This window comes from Wenjunlia vitaminophila DSM 41686 (assembly GCF_000380165.1).
GTDB lineage: Bacteria > Actinomycetota > Actinomycetes > Streptomycetales > Streptomycetaceae > Wenjunlia > Wenjunlia vitaminophila.
Genome location: NZ_KB904724.1, coordinates 142,634 through 159,276, shown reverse-complemented (window position 1 = coordinate 159,276; position 16,643 = coordinate 142,634). Strand labels below are relative to the sequence as shown.

At 72.9% G+C, this 16,643-nt stretch carries 17 protein-coding genes and 1 tRNA gene; 8 read left to right on the top strand and 10 right to left on the bottom strand.

Annotated elements, in window-relative coordinates:
• The first annotated feature begins 92 nt into the window (after nucleotides 1–92).
• Nucleotides 93–272, top strand: coding sequence for a hypothetical protein (locus A3IG_RS0126365; RefSeq protein ID WP_018386589.1), 180 nt, complete (start codon nucleotides 93–95; stop codon nucleotides 270–272).
• Nucleotides 269–778 carry an ATP-binding protein gene (locus A3IG_RS31410; protein WP_018386588.1) on the top strand — a complete coding sequence of 170 codons (510 nt, stop codon included), beginning with the start codon at nucleotides 269–271 and terminating at the stop codon, nucleotides 776–778. The genes A3IG_RS0126365 and A3IG_RS31410 overlap by 4 nt, the downstream gene beginning before the upstream one ends.
• A gap of 110 nt (nucleotides 779–888) precedes the next feature.
• On the opposite strand, the gene A3IG_RS0126355 is transcribed toward A3IG_RS31410, so the two are convergent.
• From A3IG_RS0126355 to A3IG_RS0126345, 3 genes are all read right to left on the bottom strand, one after another.
• Nucleotides 889–1,086, bottom strand: a complete 198-nt coding sequence (locus tag A3IG_RS0126355; RefSeq protein ID WP_018386587.1) for a DUF397 domain-containing protein — start codon at nucleotides 1,084–1,086, stop codon at nucleotides 889–891.
• Nucleotides 1,087–1,150: 64 nt separating this feature from the next.
• Nucleotides 1,151–3,463 carry an ABC transporter permease gene (locus tag A3IG_RS0126350; RefSeq protein ID WP_018386586.1) on the bottom strand — a complete coding sequence of 771 codons (2,313 nt, stop codon included), beginning with the start codon at nucleotides 3,461–3,463 and terminating at the stop codon, nucleotides 1,151–1,153.
• Nucleotides 3,460–4,167 (bottom strand): ABC transporter ATP-binding protein, encoded by a 708-nt coding sequence (locus A3IG_RS0126345; RefSeq protein WP_018386585.1) that lies wholly within the window; start codon nucleotides 4,165–4,167, stop codon nucleotides 3,460–3,462. The genes A3IG_RS0126350 and A3IG_RS0126345 overlap by 4 nt, the downstream gene beginning before the upstream one ends.
• A 130-nt stretch (nucleotides 4,168–4,297) precedes the next feature.
• Between A3IG_RS0126345 and A3IG_RS0126340 the strand changes: the two genes are divergently transcribed.
• The 3 genes from A3IG_RS0126340 to A3IG_RS0126330 all read left to right on the top strand — a co-directional run bounded on the left by A3IG_RS0126340 (nucleotide 4,298) and on the right by A3IG_RS0126330 (nucleotide 7,142).
• Complete coding sequence (locus A3IG_RS0126340) at nucleotides 4,298–5,188, top strand: sensor histidine kinase (RefSeq protein WP_018386584.1); 891 nt, start codon at nucleotides 4,298–4,300, stop codon at nucleotides 5,186–5,188.
• Nucleotides 5,185–5,880, top strand: a complete 696-nt coding sequence (locus tag A3IG_RS0126335) for a response regulator (RefSeq protein ID WP_018386583.1) — start codon at nucleotides 5,185–5,187, stop codon at nucleotides 5,878–5,880. Before A3IG_RS0126340 ends, A3IG_RS0126335 begins: the two co-directional genes overlap by 4 nt.
• Nucleotides 5,881–6,254: 374 nt before the next feature.
• Nucleotides 6,255–7,142: a universal stress protein gene (locus tag A3IG_RS0126330; RefSeq protein WP_018386582.1), complete on the top strand. Its 888-nt coding sequence runs from the start codon at nucleotides 6,255–6,257 to the stop codon at nucleotides 7,140–7,142.
• A gap of 78 nt (nucleotides 7,143–7,220) precedes the next feature.
• Here A3IG_RS0126330 and A3IG_RS31405 read toward each other — a convergent pair whose 3' ends face one another.
• The 4 genes from A3IG_RS31405 to A3IG_RS34445 form a co-directional block, all read right to left on the bottom strand.
• Entirely contained in the window at nucleotides 7,221–8,738 is a 1,518-nt protein-coding gene (locus A3IG_RS31405) for an MmgE/PrpD family protein (RefSeq protein ID WP_018386581.1), read from the bottom strand.
• Nucleotides 8,735–9,868 (bottom strand): ferritin-like domain-containing protein, encoded by a 1,134-nt coding sequence (locus A3IG_RS0126320; RefSeq protein WP_018386580.1) that lies wholly within the window; start codon nucleotides 9,866–9,868, stop codon nucleotides 8,735–8,737. Before A3IG_RS0126320 ends, A3IG_RS31405 begins: the two co-directional genes overlap by 4 nt.
• A 50-nt stretch (nucleotides 9,869–9,918) precedes the next feature.
• Nucleotides 9,919–10,881, bottom strand: a complete 963-nt coding sequence (locus A3IG_RS31400; RefSeq protein ID WP_018386579.1) for a diacylglycerol/lipid kinase family protein — start codon at nucleotides 10,879–10,881, stop codon at nucleotides 9,919–9,921.
• A 73-nt stretch (nucleotides 10,882–10,954) separates the two neighbouring features.
• Nucleotides 10,955–11,046: transfer RNA gene (locus A3IG_RS34445), tRNA-OTHER, on the bottom strand.
• Nucleotides 11,047–11,534: 488 nt separating this feature from the next.
• On the opposite strand from A3IG_RS34445, the gene A3IG_RS0126310 reads away from it, so the two are divergent.
• Nucleotides 11,535–11,891, top strand: a complete 357-nt coding sequence (locus A3IG_RS0126310; RefSeq protein ID WP_040912355.1) for a hypothetical protein — start codon at nucleotides 11,535–11,537, stop codon at nucleotides 11,889–11,891.
• 445 nt (nucleotides 11,892–12,336) lie between these two features.
• On the opposite strand, the gene A3IG_RS0126305 is transcribed toward A3IG_RS0126310, so the two are convergent.
• Nucleotides 12,337–12,990, bottom strand: a complete 654-nt coding sequence (locus A3IG_RS0126305; RefSeq protein WP_018386577.1) for a DUF4352 domain-containing protein — start codon at nucleotides 12,988–12,990, stop codon at nucleotides 12,337–12,339.
• A 418-nt stretch (nucleotides 12,991–13,408) separates the two neighbouring features.
• Complete coding sequence (locus A3IG_RS0126300; RefSeq protein WP_018386576.1) at nucleotides 13,409–13,801, bottom strand: PPOX class F420-dependent oxidoreductase; 393 nt, start codon at nucleotides 13,799–13,801, stop codon at nucleotides 13,409–13,411.
• Between the two features lie 240 nt (nucleotides 13,802–14,041).
• Here A3IG_RS0126300 and A3IG_RS31395 point away from each other — a divergent pair, with 240 nt between their 5' ends.
• On the top strand, nucleotides 14,042–14,362 hold the full coding sequence (locus A3IG_RS31395) for a hypothetical protein (RefSeq protein ID WP_018386575.1): 321 nt from the start codon (nucleotides 14,042–14,044) through the stop codon (nucleotides 14,360–14,362).
• A gap of 16 nt (nucleotides 14,363–14,378) precedes the next feature.
• On the opposite strand, the gene A3IG_RS0126290 is transcribed toward A3IG_RS31395, so the two are convergent.
• Nucleotides 14,379–15,350: a serine/threonine dehydratase gene (locus A3IG_RS0126290; RefSeq protein ID WP_018386574.1), complete on the bottom strand. Its 972-nt coding sequence runs from the start codon at nucleotides 15,348–15,350 to the stop codon at nucleotides 14,379–14,381.
• A gap of 191 nt (nucleotides 15,351–15,541) precedes the next feature.
• Here A3IG_RS0126290 and A3IG_RS0126285 point away from each other — a divergent pair, with 191 nt between their 5' ends.
• On the top strand, nucleotides 15,542–16,561 hold the full coding sequence (locus A3IG_RS0126285) for an NAD(P)/FAD-dependent oxidoreductase (protein ID WP_018386573.1): 1,020 nt from the start codon (nucleotides 15,542–15,544) through the stop codon (nucleotides 16,559–16,561).
• Nucleotides 16,562–16,643: the final 82 nt, after the last annotated feature.

The window sequence follows — 16,643 nt, the reverse complement described above, 5'->3', positions numbered from 1 at the left end:
CACCCCGCCGGGTTCCGGGAGTCCCACGGGCCGCTCATTCACTGTCTGTGCGTTCTTCCTCACGATTGAGCAACCGTGAGGAAGGAACCATCATGACCCGCAGAACCGCCCAGGACGCCCTCCGCCACTGCCATCTCGCCGAGGCGGCGGCGGGTTTCGCCAGTAGGCCCCTGGTGTCGCACGCGCCCACCGCCAGTGTGAGCAAGCCGGAGAAGCCACTGGATCGGCTCTCAGCCGAGGCCCGGGACGCACGCCCGGAGCGTGCGCTGTGAGCGGGCTGGGCGCACCCACCCCGACGGCGGGCACGACGGCCATCACGGTCTCCCGGGCAGCGGCCATCAGCCCGCCCGTCTACACCGAGACCCTTCCCCGGAGGCCGGAGAGCGCGTCCCGCGGCCGTCGCCTGACCGTGGCCGCCCTCAGCGCATGGGGACTGAGCGAGCTGGAGGACGCAGGCAACCTGATCGTCTCGGAACTCGTGGCAAACGCGGTGGAACACACCGCCTGCCCCAGCATCCGCGTCACCGTCAGCCGCCCCGCTCCGGGTCGGGTGCGTATCGCGGTCACCGACACCAGCAGCCAGGTACCCACGCCCGGAACCCCGTCCGACGAGGACGAGCACGGGCGGGGACTCCTCGTCGTCGCCAGCCTTGCCGCGGACGCGGGCACCGACCTCCTTCGCCGGGGCAAACGGGTGTGGGCCGAACTGGTCACCGAGGAGAACCAGCGCGAACCGTGGGCACAGCCCACCGGCGGATGCGCCGGACGTCCACGTTGAGTAACGACCGGCTCGGTAGCGGGACGCCCAGCGCCGCCCACTCTTCCGGTAGCCCAGCGAAGCACCAGGGCCTGCCCGGGCCATGCTGCCCGGGCAGGCCCCGACGTCGGTCAGGCGGGCAGCTCCCCCCGCTTCACCGCGGAGACGGACGAGGACCACACCTCAGCCGTGAAGACCAGCACCGACCCTGCAGGGTCCTTGGAGTCCCGGACCGGGACCACACCGGGTTGGCTGGTCGAAACCTCGACACAGTCACCGTTCTGAGCGCTGCGGCTGCTCTTGAACCATCCCGTTCCCTGTACCTGCATCTCCCCTGCTCCCTTCTGCTGCGTGGTCTCCGCGGCGGTGGCCCGCCGGGGGCCGGCCCCCCGCTCACTCGTTGTGCAGCACCTGGGCGACCGTCAGCCGCGCCGCCCGCCGGGCCGGGACCGCCGCCCCGAGGACTCCGATCACCAGGCCCGCCAGGGCGAGGCCGGCCAGGGCCGGGCCCTGCCAGACGTCCGTCATGTACCCGGGCAGCGTCATGTCCACCGCGCCGGCCATCCGCGGCACCACCAGCTCGTACGCCAGCATGCCCAGCGGGATGCCGAGCAACGAGCCGGCCGCTCCGAGCACCGCCATCGACGTCACCATCATCACCGTGACCTGCCGGGGCGTCATGCCGATGGACTTGAGCATGCCCAGGTCGCGGCGGCGGTCGCGGGTGTTGAGCAGGACGGTGTTGAAGACGCCGAGCGACGCGACCACGGCGAGCAGCAGGGTGAGCACGGACGCGGAGCCGACGATGGTCTGGGTGGTGGTGTTGGGGCCCCTCGGCACCGGGTTGGTCCCGGCGTCGGCGGCCCGCGCTGCCCGCGCGTAGGCGGCCGGGTCCGCTCCTTCGCGGAGCTTGACGTGGTAGGCGATGGGCTTCTCGCGCGGGGACATGGCCGTCACCGTCGCCCAGTCGGTGACGACCATCCTGCCGTTGCTCTCCATGTACTCACCGACGATGGTCATCTCCCGCTGACGGTCGCCATTCTCCAGACGGAGGTGGTCGCCGACCCGCAGGCCGTTCTGGCGCAGGAAGGCCGATCCGGCCACGACCTCGCCGGGGCGACGCGTCCACCGGCCCTCGGTGAGGACGCTGTCCAACCGGGGCAGGTCGCCGCGACGGCCCTCGAGCATCGCCTTGCGCCCGGAGCCGGCGATCCGGACCTCCATGTCGGCCCTGGCGGTGACCTGGCTGGCGCCGGGCAGGGAACGCAGCAGCGACTGGAGTTCGAGGTCGCCGTGGACCGGCTCGATCTCCCTGCCGTGCTTGATCGTGCCGGCGTAGACGGTGACCTGGTAGGCGTCCCGCCCCGCGTCCCCGAACCTGGTCATCGTGGTGGCCAGGCCGGTCGCGAACGTCACGGACGTCACCCCCAGGACCACGGCCGCAAGCGTGAGGGCGCTGCGCCCCGGGCGGGCCAGCGGCAGGCCCAACCCCAGGCTCATGGACCGCGGCAGCCCGCTGCCGGCGAGCCTGCGCTGCGCGCCGAGCGCCCGTCCGGCGCGGGGGGCGGTGCCCGCGCTGATCGCCCGCGCCGCGGACAGCCGGTGGGCGCGCGCCGCGGGGACGAGCGCGGCGAGGGCGCAGACGAGCGGCATGCCGAGCAGGGCAAGGAGGTTCACCCAGGCGGGTATGCCCGCGGTGTCGTGGAACACCCCGGCGTCGGGCCCGGTGAACACGAACTGGAAGAGGGGGCGCGCCGCCAGGTTGCCGACGACGGTGCCGAGCGCACAGCCGAGGATCGCGGGGACGGAGGTCATCGCGAGGTAGACGACGACCACCTGCCCCGGGGTGAACCCGATGGCCTTGAGGATGCCGATGTGCCGGAAGCCCGAGATCACGGCACCGCTGACCACGTTGGCGACGATGAGCACCGACACCACGACGCCGAGGATGCCGAAGGCCAGCAGGTAGGGGGCGTAGGCCCGCGCGCTGCTCCCGATCTGGTGCTTGAGGGTGAGGTACGACTGGGAGCCGGTGAGTGCCTGGTCGGGAAGCCCCTCGGTCACCGTGGCCAGCCCCGAGCGGAGCTCGGCCCCCGACGAGGCGCCGGTGAAGCGGAGGAGCATCTGGGTGGTGTGGGGGTGCAGGGCCGTGATCTGGTCGGGGGCGACCCAGGCGTCCGCCGTACGGCTCAGGTCGAAGGCGAACCCGACGACGGTGAGGGTGGGGCCCGAGGGCAGCCGGATCTGCTTGCCCAGGTCGTCGGCGGTCCAGTCGGACTGCCGGTTCAGGACGACCTCGCCCGGTCGGGTGGCCCAGTGGCCGGCCCACAGGTCCAGCCGGTCCACCGGGCCTCCGGGGCCGGGGCGGCCCACGACCGTGATCTCGTCGCCCAGGCCGAAGTTGTGCGCGCCCTCCGGTATCTCCACCGTGGCCTGCGCGAAGGGCCCGGCGGCGGCCTCGACACCGGGTCGCCGGGCGGCGCGCGCGAGTTGCGCGTCGGAGATCACTGCGGGATCGAACGCGGCGATGACGTGCGGCCCGCGCTGCTGGCCGAAGGCCCGGTCGAACGGGGCGGAGGCCGCGTCCACCAGGCCGAGCGCGACCACCATCGCCACGGTCGAGGTGAGCGTGACCAGCCCGATGACCAGTGTCTGGAGCCCGCGCCGCAGCATGGCCGCCCGGGCCACCCCCCACACGGCCCTCACGCGGACGGCTCCAGGGTGTGCTCGGCGGTGACCCGGCCGTCGGCGAACCGGACCAGCCGGCTGGCGCAGCGCCTCGCGAGGTGTTCGTCGTGTGTGACCAGGATCAGCGTCTGCCCGATCTGGTTGAGGTCGAGCAGCAGGTCCGTCACCTGTTCCCCGGCACGGCTGTCCAGGGCGCCGGTCGGCTCGTCGGCCAGCAGCAGGGCGGGGCGGTTCATCAGCGCCCGGGCCACGGCGACGCGTTGCCGCTCGCCTCCGCTGAGCACCGCCGGGTAGGCGTTCCGGCGGTCGGCGATGCCGAGTTCGTCGAGGAGCTCCAGGGCACGGCGGCGGGCCTGCCGGGCGGGGGTGCCGGTGAGCTGCGCGGCCAGGGCCACGTTGTCGATCGCCGACAGGTCGTCGATGAGGTTGAAGAACTGGAAGATCATGCCTATGCGCCGCCGCCGGTACAGGGCGAGGCCCTTCTCGCTGAGCTCCCCCACGTCCTCGCCGTGCACCGTGATCGTGCCGCCCGTCGGACGGTCCAGACCGGCGATCATGTTGAGGAGCGTGGACTTGCCGCAGCCGGAGGGGCCCATCACCGCGACCGCCTCGCCGGCGCGGACCTCCAGCGACACGCCGGCGAGCGCCGTCGTCTCGCCGTACTCCTTGCGCACGTCGGCGAGGCGGACGACCGCCTCTCCCCCGTCGTTCTCAGTGACCATGCACAGGACGCTAGACGGGGACCGGAACCCGCACATCCGCCCCCGGATGGCAATGGGCCCCGCTCCTCATCCTGTGGATGCAGCTCCCTGCTTCCACAGGGTGATGCGGCGCCGGTGACGATGTGCGACCGTGAACGCCGTGTGGGAGTGGGAGGCGAACGTGCTGGTGGCGGCGCTTGGGGTGGCGTGTGTGGCCGCCGGGTGGCTGGCGGTTGCCCTGGCGCGCACGCGGCGCCGGTGGCAGAAGGCCGTGGGGGAACGCGGTTGGCTGCTGGAGCGGGAACGGGAGAGCGCCGCGCACGCCGCGGTCGCCGCCGAGCGGGACCGCATCGCCCGGGAGCTCCACGACATCGTCAGCCACAACGTCAGCCTCATGGTGGTCCAGGCGGGGGCGGCCCGCGAGGTGCTGGACACGATGCCGGACGAGGCCGCGCGGGCCCTTCGGGCGGTCGAGGACGCGGGGCGCGGCGCGATGACCGACCTGCGGCACCTCCTGGGGCTGTTGGCGCCGGCGCAGGACGGCGACGACACGGGCGAGGGCCCCCACGGCGACGCGGACCGGGACGGCGGCGCGGCGGCGCTGGCACCGCAGCCCGGCCTGGACCGGCTCGGCCAGCTCGTGGACCGAATATCGTTCGCCGGCCTTCCGGTGGAGGTGCGGATCTCCGGTGAGCCGCGCCCGCTGCCGCAGGGGATCGACGCCACCGCGTACCGGATCGTCCAGGAGGGGCTGACCAACGCGCTCAAGCACGGTGATGGCGGCAGGGCCGAGGTGATCGTGCGGTACGCGGACCACGCGCTGCGCGTGGAGGTGCTGAGCACCGGTCGGAGCGCGCTGACCGGCGACGTCGCGGAGCGACCGGCGCCCGCACGGGCCGTCCCGCGGTACCGGGAGGGCGCGGGCCGTGGACTGCTGGGGCTGCGGGAGCGGGTCGCGGTGTACGGCGGGGACCTGGACGCCCGGCGCCGCCTCGGCGGCGGCTACCGGGTCCGGGCGCGCATCCCGCTGGACCGCCCGTGACCGGGGCCGAGCCGGCGCCCCGGGTCCTCATCGCCGACGACCAGACCCTGATCAGGACGGGCTTCCGGTTGATCCTTGCCGCTCGGGGCATCGACGTGGTGGGTGAGGCGGCCGACGGCTGGGAGGCGGTGGCGGCGGCGCGCGAACTCCGGCCGGACGTCGTGCTGATGGACATCCGCATGCCGAACATGGACGGCCTCGAGGCCGCCCGCCAGGTCCTGGAGCACGTCCCCGGCTGCCGGGTGCTCATGCTGACCACCTTCGACCTGGACCGCTACGTGTACGCCGCGCTGGCGGTCGGGGCCAGCGGGTTCCTCCTGAAGGACGTCACCTCGGAGCACCTGGCGGCGGCCGTGCGGCTGGTCAACACGGGTGACGCCCTGCTGGCCCCGTCGATCACGCGTCGGCTGGTGGAGCGCTTCGCCTCGGACGCGGCCGGCCCGCCGGCCGTGCACGGTGACCTCGCCGCCCTGACACCCCGAGAGCTGGAGGTCCTGACGCTCCTGGGCCGCGGTCTGTCGAACGCGGAGCTCGCCGCGGAGCTGACCCTGAGCGAGGCCACGGTGAAGTCCCACGTGGCCCGGATCTTCGCCAAGCTCGCCCTGCGTGACCGCGCCCAGGCCGTGGTGCTCGCGTACGAGACCGGGCTGGTCAGGCCGGGTGACCGCGGGGCGCGGGCCGCGGGCCGGTAGCCCGGGCCGTGCGGGGCGGGCGCCGGGCCCGCACCAGGCCGCCGCACCCCGCCCCGCCACGGCGCTCGCCAGTTCGACCGATACCCCGGGTTCTCCGCCGCGGCGTATACACCTCCGCGGTGAGTTACCGGTCGGCTTCCCCGTGGTACGAGAGTGGGGCAGGGCGCCGGCAGGGAACCGGTGGTCCCGGGGCTGGCCGTTCGGCCGGTTGGTGAGGCGGGCCAGGTGGCGCGGGGCTGGTGTGAGGAGGCTGAGCGGGTGATGACGGTGTGGCCGCGCGGATCCCTGTGGTGGCACCCCGGCGCTGGGCCCGGCCAGGGGCTGGTCAGCGGTGACCGGTGGCCTGCGACGCGCCCGGGGATCGGAGGACCACGGTGAGCCTCCCGGTCGTGGTGGGTGTGGACGGTTCGTCGTCGAGTCTGGACGCGGTCGACCTCGCGGCCCGTGAGGCGCGGCTGCGCGGGTGTGGGCTGAGGGTGGTGCACGCGTTCCTCTGGCCGGTCATGCACGTACCGCTCGGCCCGTCGCCGCTGGGGCCGAGCGGGGGCGGGCTGCGCAACATGGTGGATCGGATGGTGGCCGAGGCGGTGGAGCGTGCCCGTTCGGTGGCGCCGGACGTGGAGGTCACCGAGGCCGTGGTCACCGGTGAGCCGCTGACGGTGCTGGAGGCCCAGTCGCGCAGGGCGGAGCTGGTCGTGGTCGGCAGCCGGGGGCTGGGGGGCTTCACCGGGCTGCTGCTGGGATCGACGGCCGTGCACATGGCCGCGCACGCCCACTGTCCGGTCATGGTGGTGCGCGAACGGCCTGGTCCCGGCAACCGGATCGTGCTGGGGGTCGATGGCTCACCGGCCGGCGACGCCGCGGTGGGGTTCGCCTTCGCGGAGGCGGCCCTCCGCGGCACTGACATCGCCGCCCTGCACGCGTGGACCCCGTGGAACGTGGACGTGCCCCCACCGCAGGACCCCTCGATGCCCTATGCGTACGAGCCGGGGATGCTCGCGGACGGTGAGGAACGTCTGCTGGCCGAGGCGGTGGCCGGGCGCCGGGAGAGGTACCCCGGCGTCGCGGTCGAGTACGAGGTGGTGCGGGGTGGTGCCCGTGAGGCGCTCATCGAGGCGAGCCGGAACGCCGAACTCCTCGTCGTCGGTGCCCGGGGCCGCGGCGGGTTCACGGGCCTGCTGCTGGGCTCGGTCAGCCAGGCCGTGCTGCATCACGCGCACTGCCCGGTCGTGGTCGTCCGGGCCCCTGAGGCACGCCGGTGAGGCCGCAGGACCGTTGTCCGCACGCGATGCGCACGACGAGGGACCGACGTTGTTCCTGCGGCCGTTCACCGCGGCGCCCTACCAGGTGAGGACCTGGCGCAGCACCCGGGACAGCTCGTCCACGGACAGTTCGGGGAGCCGGGCGAGGGTCCGCGCGGTCTCCTTGTCCGCCCCGGTGGCCAGCAGCTTGTCGCGAACCAGCTCGGGGTGGGCGGACCAGGAGGGCGAACCCACCGAGCCGGTGCCGGCGTCCATGGCGTAGCTGTCCCGGCGCCCGTCCGCCATCCGCACCACCATCCGGCAGCCCAGCTTCTTGGTGGCGTGCTCGAACGTGGGGCTCGGCGGGCCGAGTTCCTCGAGGAGCTGTTCCAGGGGCTTGCCGGGCAGCTCGGTCCTCCAGTCCAGCGCCCGCGGCCCGGCCTGGCGCAGCGCCTCACCGACCGGTGCGGTCCCGGCGATGCCCTCCTGGCTCAGCGTCTCGTCGGGGATCATGGTGAGCTTCCCGGCGAGTGCCCAGCGGTCCGGGTCACGCACCAGTGGTTCCGCCAGGTCCGCGACCCCGAGGCCGCCGGTGAGCAGGGCGGTGGCCACGTTGTAGCCGGCCCACATGTTGACCGCGACCAGGGGTGAGTCGGGCCCGCGGGTGTAGCGCCCGGCGTGCCGGCTCATCACCATGGTCATCCGCGGCACGTGCATCTCCACCGCCTCGACGTCGTCCGCCCCGCGTGGACGGAGCCGGCGGTGCAGCTCCGCGGCGCACTCCACCAGCGCGTCGAGGTGGACCGCGCCGGGGAAGAGCTTGAACGACAGCGTCTCGGTGTGCCAGCGCTCCCCGAGGCCGGCGACCACGGCCTCGGGGACGGGGGCGTGGGCGAACTTGGCCAGCACCCCGTCGGGGTGCTCCAGCAGGTCGTCCCGGCCGGTCAGGCCGGCCGCCGCGGCGTCGCAGGCGTCCATGGCGATGCGCACCGGGACGGCCGCGGAGAGCACCTTGGCGTCGCTGCCGAGGAACGAGGGGCGCAGCCACAGCGGCGGCGCGGCCAGGGCCAGTCCCCACGCGTTGAGCAGGGCGTCGTGGTCGGCGCCGGCACCGTGCAGCCGGGCGGCGACCGCGGCCACCAGGTGGGTGTGGGAGGCCTGCTGGCCGCGGAACGGTCCCAGGGTGGCCGCCGCGGTGACCCTGGCCGCGGACTCGTTGGCGGCGATGACCGCGGCCAGGAGACCACGTCCGTCCAGGCGTTGCCGTTCCTGGTGGGCGACCGGCACCCCGACTCCGGCGTGCGCCACGTGCCCGGCGTACATGGTGTCCTCCAGGTACAGGCAGGAGGACAGCGCGGCGAGCAGGTGGGCGGTGCGCGCGGGGTCGGCGGGGTCGGGTTGGCCGAACGCGGTGAGCAGCCTGCGGCCCATCGGGTGGGCCACCGAGGCCCGGACGGTGGCCAGGTGGGAGATCACCTGGCTCACCGCGACCGGGATCACCCGTTCGGGAACGTCGTCGAGGCGCAGCCCGGCGGTCCAGCGGGCCAGCCGCCGGGTGAGCGAGTCAACCGCGGTGGTGCTCCCGGAGGCCGTCGGCTCCTCCGCCGCCGAGGTCACTCCGCGGCGCCGGCCGTGATGGCCTGGTCCACCTCGGCCACCCGGTCGGCGATTTCCTGCGCCTCCTGCCGGCGCGCCGCCTCGGCCCGTTCCCGGTCCAGCAGTTCCGCCTGGGCCTCGTCGGACTGCATGAGCTTGATCAGGTCGCTGTTGGCCATCTCCAGGACGCCCATGTCCTCGTACGCCTGCTTCACCTTGGGCCCCCACAGGCCGATGTCCCGCACACAGGGCACGATCCGGGTGAAGAGCAACGACCTGAACGCCCGCATCCGCGGGCCGCGGTTCATGTACTCCATGCACTCGTCCATGTCGAAGCCGAGGTTCTCCCAGACCTCCTGCATGCGGAAACGATCCCGCATGAGGTAGCAGCCCTCGACCACGAACTCCTCGCGCTCGGCGATCTCCTTCGCCGACAACTGGGCGTAGTAGTCCCGGAGCGCCAGCCGGCCGAACGCCACGTGCCGCGCCTCGTCCTGCATCACGTAGGCCAGGATCTGCTTGGGCAGCGGCTTGTTGGTCTTGTCCCGCAGGATGCCGAACGCGGCCAGCGCCAGGCCCTCGATCAGCACCTGCATGCCCAGGTACGGCATGTCCCAGCGGGAGTCGTTGAGCGCGTCGCCCAGCAGGGCCTGGAGATTGGGGTTGATCTTGTACTGCATGCCGATCTTCTCGTCCAGGAACCGGGAGAAGATCTCGGCGTGCCGGGCCTCGTCCATCACCTGGGTGGCGGCGTAGAACTTCGAGTCGAGGTCGGGGACGGACTGCACGATCCGCGCCGAGCAGATCATCGCCCCCTGCTCGCCGTGCAGGAACTGGCTGAACTCCCAGGACGCCATGTGCTGGCGCATCTCCTGCCGCTCACGGGTGTTCAGCTTGTCGTACTGTTTGGAGCCGTACAGGGCGAGGGTGTTCTCCGGGGTGCCCAGCGCGTCGAACGGGTCCACCTCGATGTCCCAGTCGATCCGCGTGGTGCTGTCCCACTGCTTGTCCTTGCCCTTCTGGTACAGGTTGAGCAGCCGCTCCCTGCCGTTGCCGTACTCCCAGGTGAAGAAGTTCTCGCCGGCCATGGGGAAGGTCCAGTTCCTGTCCCCGCCGCTGGCCGTGGTCGTCTTCGCTTCAGGGCCGTTCATCAGGGCTCTCCCTCGTGACTGATGCGGTCGATGTCCCCGCCCGGCGACCCTCACTCCCCGCCCGGCCGCGCGGCCGGCGGGGCGAGCACGGGGAGGACGCCCGGCATGACCTCGACGGTGTGCCGCTGCGCCGAACCGGTCTGCAGCTCCCCGTCGTACTCGAAGGTCAGCGGGTTGCCGTCGGTGCGCTCGAGCACGATGCTGCGTCCCCGCGCGTAGACCACCTCGGGACGGTGCACATGGCTCCCGTCGCGGGTGAGGCCCGGCAGGTCACGCAGGCTCAGTTCCCCACCGATGACGCACACGTCGAGCAGGCCGTCGTCGAGCACCGAGTGCGGCAGCACCTTGAACTGGCCACCCCGGTAGCGGCCCCCGCCGACGTTGGCGAGGATGACGGTGCCCTCGTGCACCGTGCGCCCGTCCACGCTCACCCGGCCCGGGTAAGGGGCGAAGTCACGCAGGGTCAGCGCGACGCTCTGCTGGTAGCGGTCCCGACCGTGGCTCTCCCCGGCGATCCTGGCCGCGGTCACCAGGGCCTCGGCGATCAGTCCGGAACCGGCGCCGAGCAGGGCGAAGTCGTCCGCGTCCACGATGTGCGCCAGGTCCACCCGACGCAGCGACGGCCGGTCGGCGAGGAGCGCCGCGTCCACCGTCCGCTGCCACGGCTGGTCGGACCAGACCTCCCGGTAGAAGGAGTTGCCGGTGCCGCCCGGCAGGTGCAGCAGCGGCGGCACCGCGAGGCCGGGACGGGCCTGCGCGGCACGGGCGAGACCGGACGCCACCTCCCGGGTGGTCCCGTCACCGCCGAAGGAGATGACCAGGTCCACCCGTTCGTCCATGGCCTTGGCGGCGATCTCCGAGGCGTGCCCCGGATAGCCGGTGCGCACCACGTCCAGGACGGAGACCCGCTCCGCGCAGTGCGCCGCCACCGCGTCGATGAGCTCAGGACTCCGACCGCCGGCGGCCGGGTTGGCGATGAGCAGCGCGAAACCTGCCCAACGGCCTTGGGGCATGGCACTCTCCCTGCCTGTTGTCGTCGGGCCTGGGGATCGAACGTGGTCGCGCGGGTCCACAGGCGACAGGTTGCGGAGAGAGCAGGATTCGAACCTGCGAAGGCCGTGAGACCTAGACCGGAAGTTGCCTCCCGGTCCCCGTTGGGCCGCTACGGGAATCTCTCCTCGCGTCGGGCGGGGGCTCCGTCACCGTCGTCCCCGTCCTTGCGAGCACCACTCTGGCAGAGTCCGCTGACACGGCACTGAGATCACCACCTCAGTCCGGCGCGGGACCGGTGACGGCGCGGCGGCAGCGCTGGGGAGCGGGTGTTCGTGCTGGTCACGGGGGTCCGACCGGTGCGGCACGGTGGCCAGCGTGTGAGCAAGCAAGATCTGGTAGGACTGAGTACGAAGGGCGAGCGGCTTCGCCTCGGCAGGGGCGTCCACGGCGCGGCGGGGCGACGCTGCCGGCCGGGAGCCGTGCGGGCTGGGGGCGGCGGCTGGCCGGTGGGTCGGTGAGCGGGGTTGATACTGGTGGACTCGCGTATTCAACTGTCGCGAGTACTGCTGCCCAAGCGGTCGTTGGAGTCACTGTGTGTGCTGGGGTGTCGCAGGAGCATGGACTGTTCCGTGCGGCAAATCGCGGTCTGGCCGTCGATGGCTAATCTGCTCCCATGCCGGAGAAGGTGCCCAGAGCGATCAAGCGCGTGAGCAAGCAAGATCTGGTAGGACTGAGTACGAAGGGCGAGCGGCTTCGCCTCGGCAGGGGACGTGAGCCTGGGTGGCTTGCTCAGCACCTGGCCGACGATGCGACGGGGTCTCTGCGAGCGATCCTTCTTGAGCATCCCCCTAAGGTCTGTTACCGCTCCCTCGTCCTGATCAAGCGAGCCGACGGGGAAGTCGAGCACTTCCTGCTCGACGTGCTGCCGGAGGACTTCGACCGGCTTGAGGACATCGCCGGCGAAGCCCTGCTCACCTTCACGCGCTGGGCGTTGATGCAGATTCCGCTGAGTCCCCTTCCTGCGGAGTAGCAGGTTCATTCAGCCGACGGCAGGTGCCTCGGGCCGACCCGCCCCGCGAGCTGGAGCGGTTCTTCTTCCTGGACGACGTCGACCGCGATCTGATCGCGCTGCGCCGCTCCACGCACCACCAGGGGAGTGCACGGCGAACCTCGTGTACGCACGGGCCGCGGGGACGGGTGATCCGGCGCCACCCGGGCGCATGTCCTGCTCATCGCGCACGATGCCGTGGTACTGGTGGTACGTCAGGTGCTGGCGGGGAGTTGGCGCGCCCGGTCCGAGGCCGGAGCCGGTGCCCAACGCCTCGGTGTCCCGCTGAGACGGCGACGGAACCCGGATGCGCCTGGTCGCGTTCGGGGACGCGGCGCGTCTGCGCGAGCCGTGACGCAGCGGTGGCGGGCGGCGCCGCGATCCCGCCGGACGGGTGTCGGCGCCGCTGACTGCCACGTGCTGGAAATCAGTTGAGGCTCCACCTGCCGTGGCCCTCCGGCTTGCTGTCCCCGAAGCTGTCCCCGATCGGGTCCATGCTGTACTGGACGCCCGTGATCTTCGCGTCCTGGGGGACGTCGAAGACCACCCAGCCGGTGGCCTTCTGGCCCGGCTGGACGCTCAGGATGAGCGGGAAGGAGCTGCCCGAGGTGACCTGGCCGGGCTTGGCGCGGTACGCCTGGCCCTGGTCGTCGACGACCTTCGCGCCCAGGACCCCGGTGCTGTCCACGTAGGCGGTGTCGCCCTTGGAGGCGATCGTGAACTGCGCCGCGACCAGGCGCTTTCCGGTGGCAGCCGCGAAGACGTCGAGGGTGGGCTGGGCGTGGTCCTCGTACGTGTCCAGGGTGATGTCGACCAGGACGGTGCCGGCGGTGGTCCCGGGCGATCCCTCTAGGACGAGGGTGTCGCCGATCTTGCCGGAGGTGGGCCGGGTGGTGGTGGGGTCCGTGACCGGAGTGTCGCTGGACGCGTCGTCCGGGGTCTGGTCCACGCCCGGCGGGAAACTGATGCCCGGCATCTTCGGGTGATCGGAGTCGGCGCTGTTTCCGTCCGAGCCGCCGCACGCAGTAAGGGTGGCGGCGAGCACGATGGCTGCGGCCACGGACGCGATGGAACGGTGCATGTGATTCCCCCGAGGATGCCTGTGGGTGGGTCCGGCGAGTGACGCCACAGAAGATTCTGGTAGCCCTGGGGGTACGCGAGGCCCTGGTTCTGTCACCAAACGGATTCAAAAAGCTTGCCACGAAAGGACATTGAGAAGAAATCCACGCATAGATGCTCGCCCGGTCCGGGTTCGTCGAGGAGGACACGGAGCGGTCGGCCGGACCGTCTTCGCACTCACCGACAACCGCTGTACCGATGTCCCCCGAGGCTGATGGCGAGCCCGTCTCCGTTCAGCCTGCCGGACGCGTTGATGGTGCTGACGATCCGCCGCTGCGCGGCCCGTACCTCCGGGGCGCCCCCACGCCCGCAGCTCGGCCTTCGCCTCGGCGAACTCCCGTTCCTCCAGCACCCGCTGTTCCTCGGCCCCCGTGAGCCGGTCAGTCGGTCAGTCGGACGCGGAGGCCCACGGTGTTGCTCCCGCCGGCGCGCAGGCGGCTGCCCAGCAGGGCCAACCGGGCCTGGACGCCGTACTTGCGCTGCATCAGCTCGGTGAAGTGCGCCGTCTGCTCGGGGCCCGGGATCTCGGCGACGGCCGGCACGGCCCTGCCCCGGGGGCGGCCCCGCATGGTGCAGGGGACGACGGTGACGCGACCGTCGTTGCGGATGCGCTTGACCTTGCCGGAGTCGGCGTTGGTCCACACCGCGAGGGCGTCGCCGTCACGCATCACCCACACCGGGGTGGCCACCGCCCTGCCGTCCCGGCGGAACGTGGTCAGCAGCATGTACCGGGCCGAGGCCAACTGGTCGAAAACGCTCGGGGAAGCGGTCACCGCACCAGGGTAGCCAGTCCCGCCCCGATCCGGTGGCAGCCCCGCGGTCCCTGGGTGGTGGCCGGCGCATCCGCCGACGGTGCGGGCAACGACGGTGCGGGCGACGCCCGGCGGGGAATGAAACCCCTGAAGACTTCTCCACGGTCCCTGACGTCCGGACAGGTGGACCGTCCGACCCGGGTGATCAGCGTGCCGTGGGCGCCGGTCGCGCGCACCCCATCCGAAGGACGTGATCCTGAAGTGGACCTTTTCGCCAGCTTCATGCGCACCGTGGTGCCCATCGTGGTCGGCCTGCTGCTGGGCCTGGCCGCGAGGGCCGGTTTCGACCTGGACGGCGAGACCGCCACCGCGGCGGTCACCGCCGCACTGACCGCCGCGTACTACGCGGTGTTCCGGCTGCTTGAGGAGGCCGCGGGCCGGATCGGCTGGGACTGGTTACGGAAGCTGGCCGGGGTGCTGCTCGGCTGGGCACGGCCACCGCGGTACCCCAGGGCGGCCGGTGCCACCCCGACGCCGACGCCGACCCCGACGCCGGCGGAGGCGGAGGGCACCGGGAGCTGAGGGAGGGGCCCGGACCTCACCCTCCGGGGCCGCGGGTGACGAGGTCCGCCGGGTCGGTGTTGGCGCCGCACAGCACCACGGCGACCCGCTCGCCGACGGCGGGGCGGTAGGCGCCGGTGGTGAGCGCCGCGAGCGCGGTGGCCGCGGCGTGCTCCACGGCCAGGCGGTGCTGGTCCCACAGCAGGTGGCGGGCTCGGACGATGGCGTCGTCCGCGACCAGCACCGAGCGGACGTCCGCGGTCCTGGCCCAGTCCAGGGCGGCGGCCGAGGCGCGGCGCGCGCCGAGTGAGTCGGCGGCGACCGAGTCCACGGGGACGTCGATGACGCGGCCGGCTTCGAGTGCCGCGTGCAACGCCCGGCAGGTGGCCGGCTCCACCGCCACGACCCGGACGCCGTGGTGGTCCGCCGCGGCGGTCACGCCGGCGAAGAGCCCGCCCCCACCGACCGCGACCACGACGGTGTCCAGGTCCGGCACCGCGGCGACGATCTCCGGAAGGAGCGTCCCGGCTCCGGCGGCGACCAGGGTGTGGTCGTAGGCGTGGGACTCCACCGCACCGACCTCCCGGGCGTAGGCCCGCGAGGCATCCAGCGCCTCGGCGTACTCGTTCCCCTCGAGCCGCACCCGTGCGCCCAGCGCGCGCAGCCGGGCAACCTTCACCGGGGGCGCGCCGCGGGGCACGAACACCGTCGCCGGAACCCCGTGCCGCCGGGCCGCCCAGGCACACGCCAGACCGGCGTTGCCCCCGGACGCGATGACCACGCCGGCCTCCGGCATGGCGCCGTCCGCGCGGTGCGCCGCGGTGAAGTTGGCCGCGCCCCGGGCCTTGAACGACCCCGTGTGCTGGAGGAACTCCAGGGCCCAGTACACCTCCGCGCCGCCGAACGCGCCCGGTTCCGCGGGGGCGACGGGGGCGACGGTCACCGGGCGCAGGGTGCCGGCGGTGCGCTCGGCGGCGGCCTTGACGTCGGCATGGGTCACGGTGTGCACGGGATGCTCCGGGGGCCGGGGACGGAGGTTGGGACGGTACCGGCACGTGGTCGGCGGCCACCGTGATGGTACGGAGTGCCCATCCGGGCGAGGCGCTCGGCTCCGGCGGGCTCCTACGGATGGACAGCCCAGTGTCCCGCGTCGAAATCTCGTTTGGGGGTCGGACACCGCGGAACGTTAAGGTCGGGAACGTGTTGAGCCCACCGGCTAGGGACCTGGTCGTCGTCGGCGCCGGCATCGTCGGCGCGTCGGTGGCCTATCACGCCGCCCGGGCGGGCGCCACCGTGACGTTGGTCGACGCCGGGCGGCCGGGCGCCGGGGTGACCGCGGACTCGTTCGCCTGGGTCGGCTCGTTCGGCGTGCTCAAGGGTCCGGCCGCCGGGCTGCGGGCCACCGCGACGGCGGAGTACCACCGGCTCGAGGCCGAGTTGCCGGGACTCCCGGTGACCTGGTCCGGCTCGCTGAGCTGGAACAGTCAGGACGGTGCGCCGGACGCCGGGCCCGGGCAGACGATCCTGGACGCGGCCACCGTGGCGACGCTCGAGCCCGCCCTCCGCCAGCCCCCGGAGTGGGCTGTCTGGACGCCGGGTGACGGCGCTGTTGACCCGGTGGGCGTGACCGAGCGGCTGGTCGCGGGCGCTCGCGCCCATGGAGCTCGGGTGCACCTGGACACGCCGGTCACCGCGGTCCGCCGAGACACGGCGGGCCGGGTCATCGGGGTTGAGACGACATCAGGAACCGTTTCCGGTGCGACGGTGGTGCTGGCCGCCGGAGTCGCCACGGCCGCGCTGGGCGCGCCGCTCGGCGTGCGCGTCCCGGTCCAACCGTCGCCGTGCCCGCTGTTCCGGCTCCGCGCCCCGGCCGGTCTGGTCCGCACCGTGGTCAACACCGAGGACTTCGATCTTCGGCAGGTCGCCGCGGACCGGCTGATCGCCGCCGCGGACTCGCCCGAAAGGACCCTTGCCGCCGTCCGGTCCACTTTCCACGGCGCCGGGAGCGTCGAGTTGCTCAGCACCCGACTCGGGGTGCGCCCGATGCCGGCCGACGGTGAGCCGATCATCGGCCCGGTCACCGAGGTCCCCGGCCTCTACGTGGCAGTGATGCACTCGGCGGTCACGCTCGCCGCGGCCGTGGGCCGCCTGGTCGCACGGGAGTTGGTCGACGGAACCGTTGAGTCGGCTCTGGCAGGTTGCCGCCCGGATCGCTTCTGACGGTCCCGGTGTGGTGGGCGATGCTCACAAGCGGAGGGGCCTTCGCCCGAGCAGGACCGGAAGAGCGGCGCGGGGGCCGCCG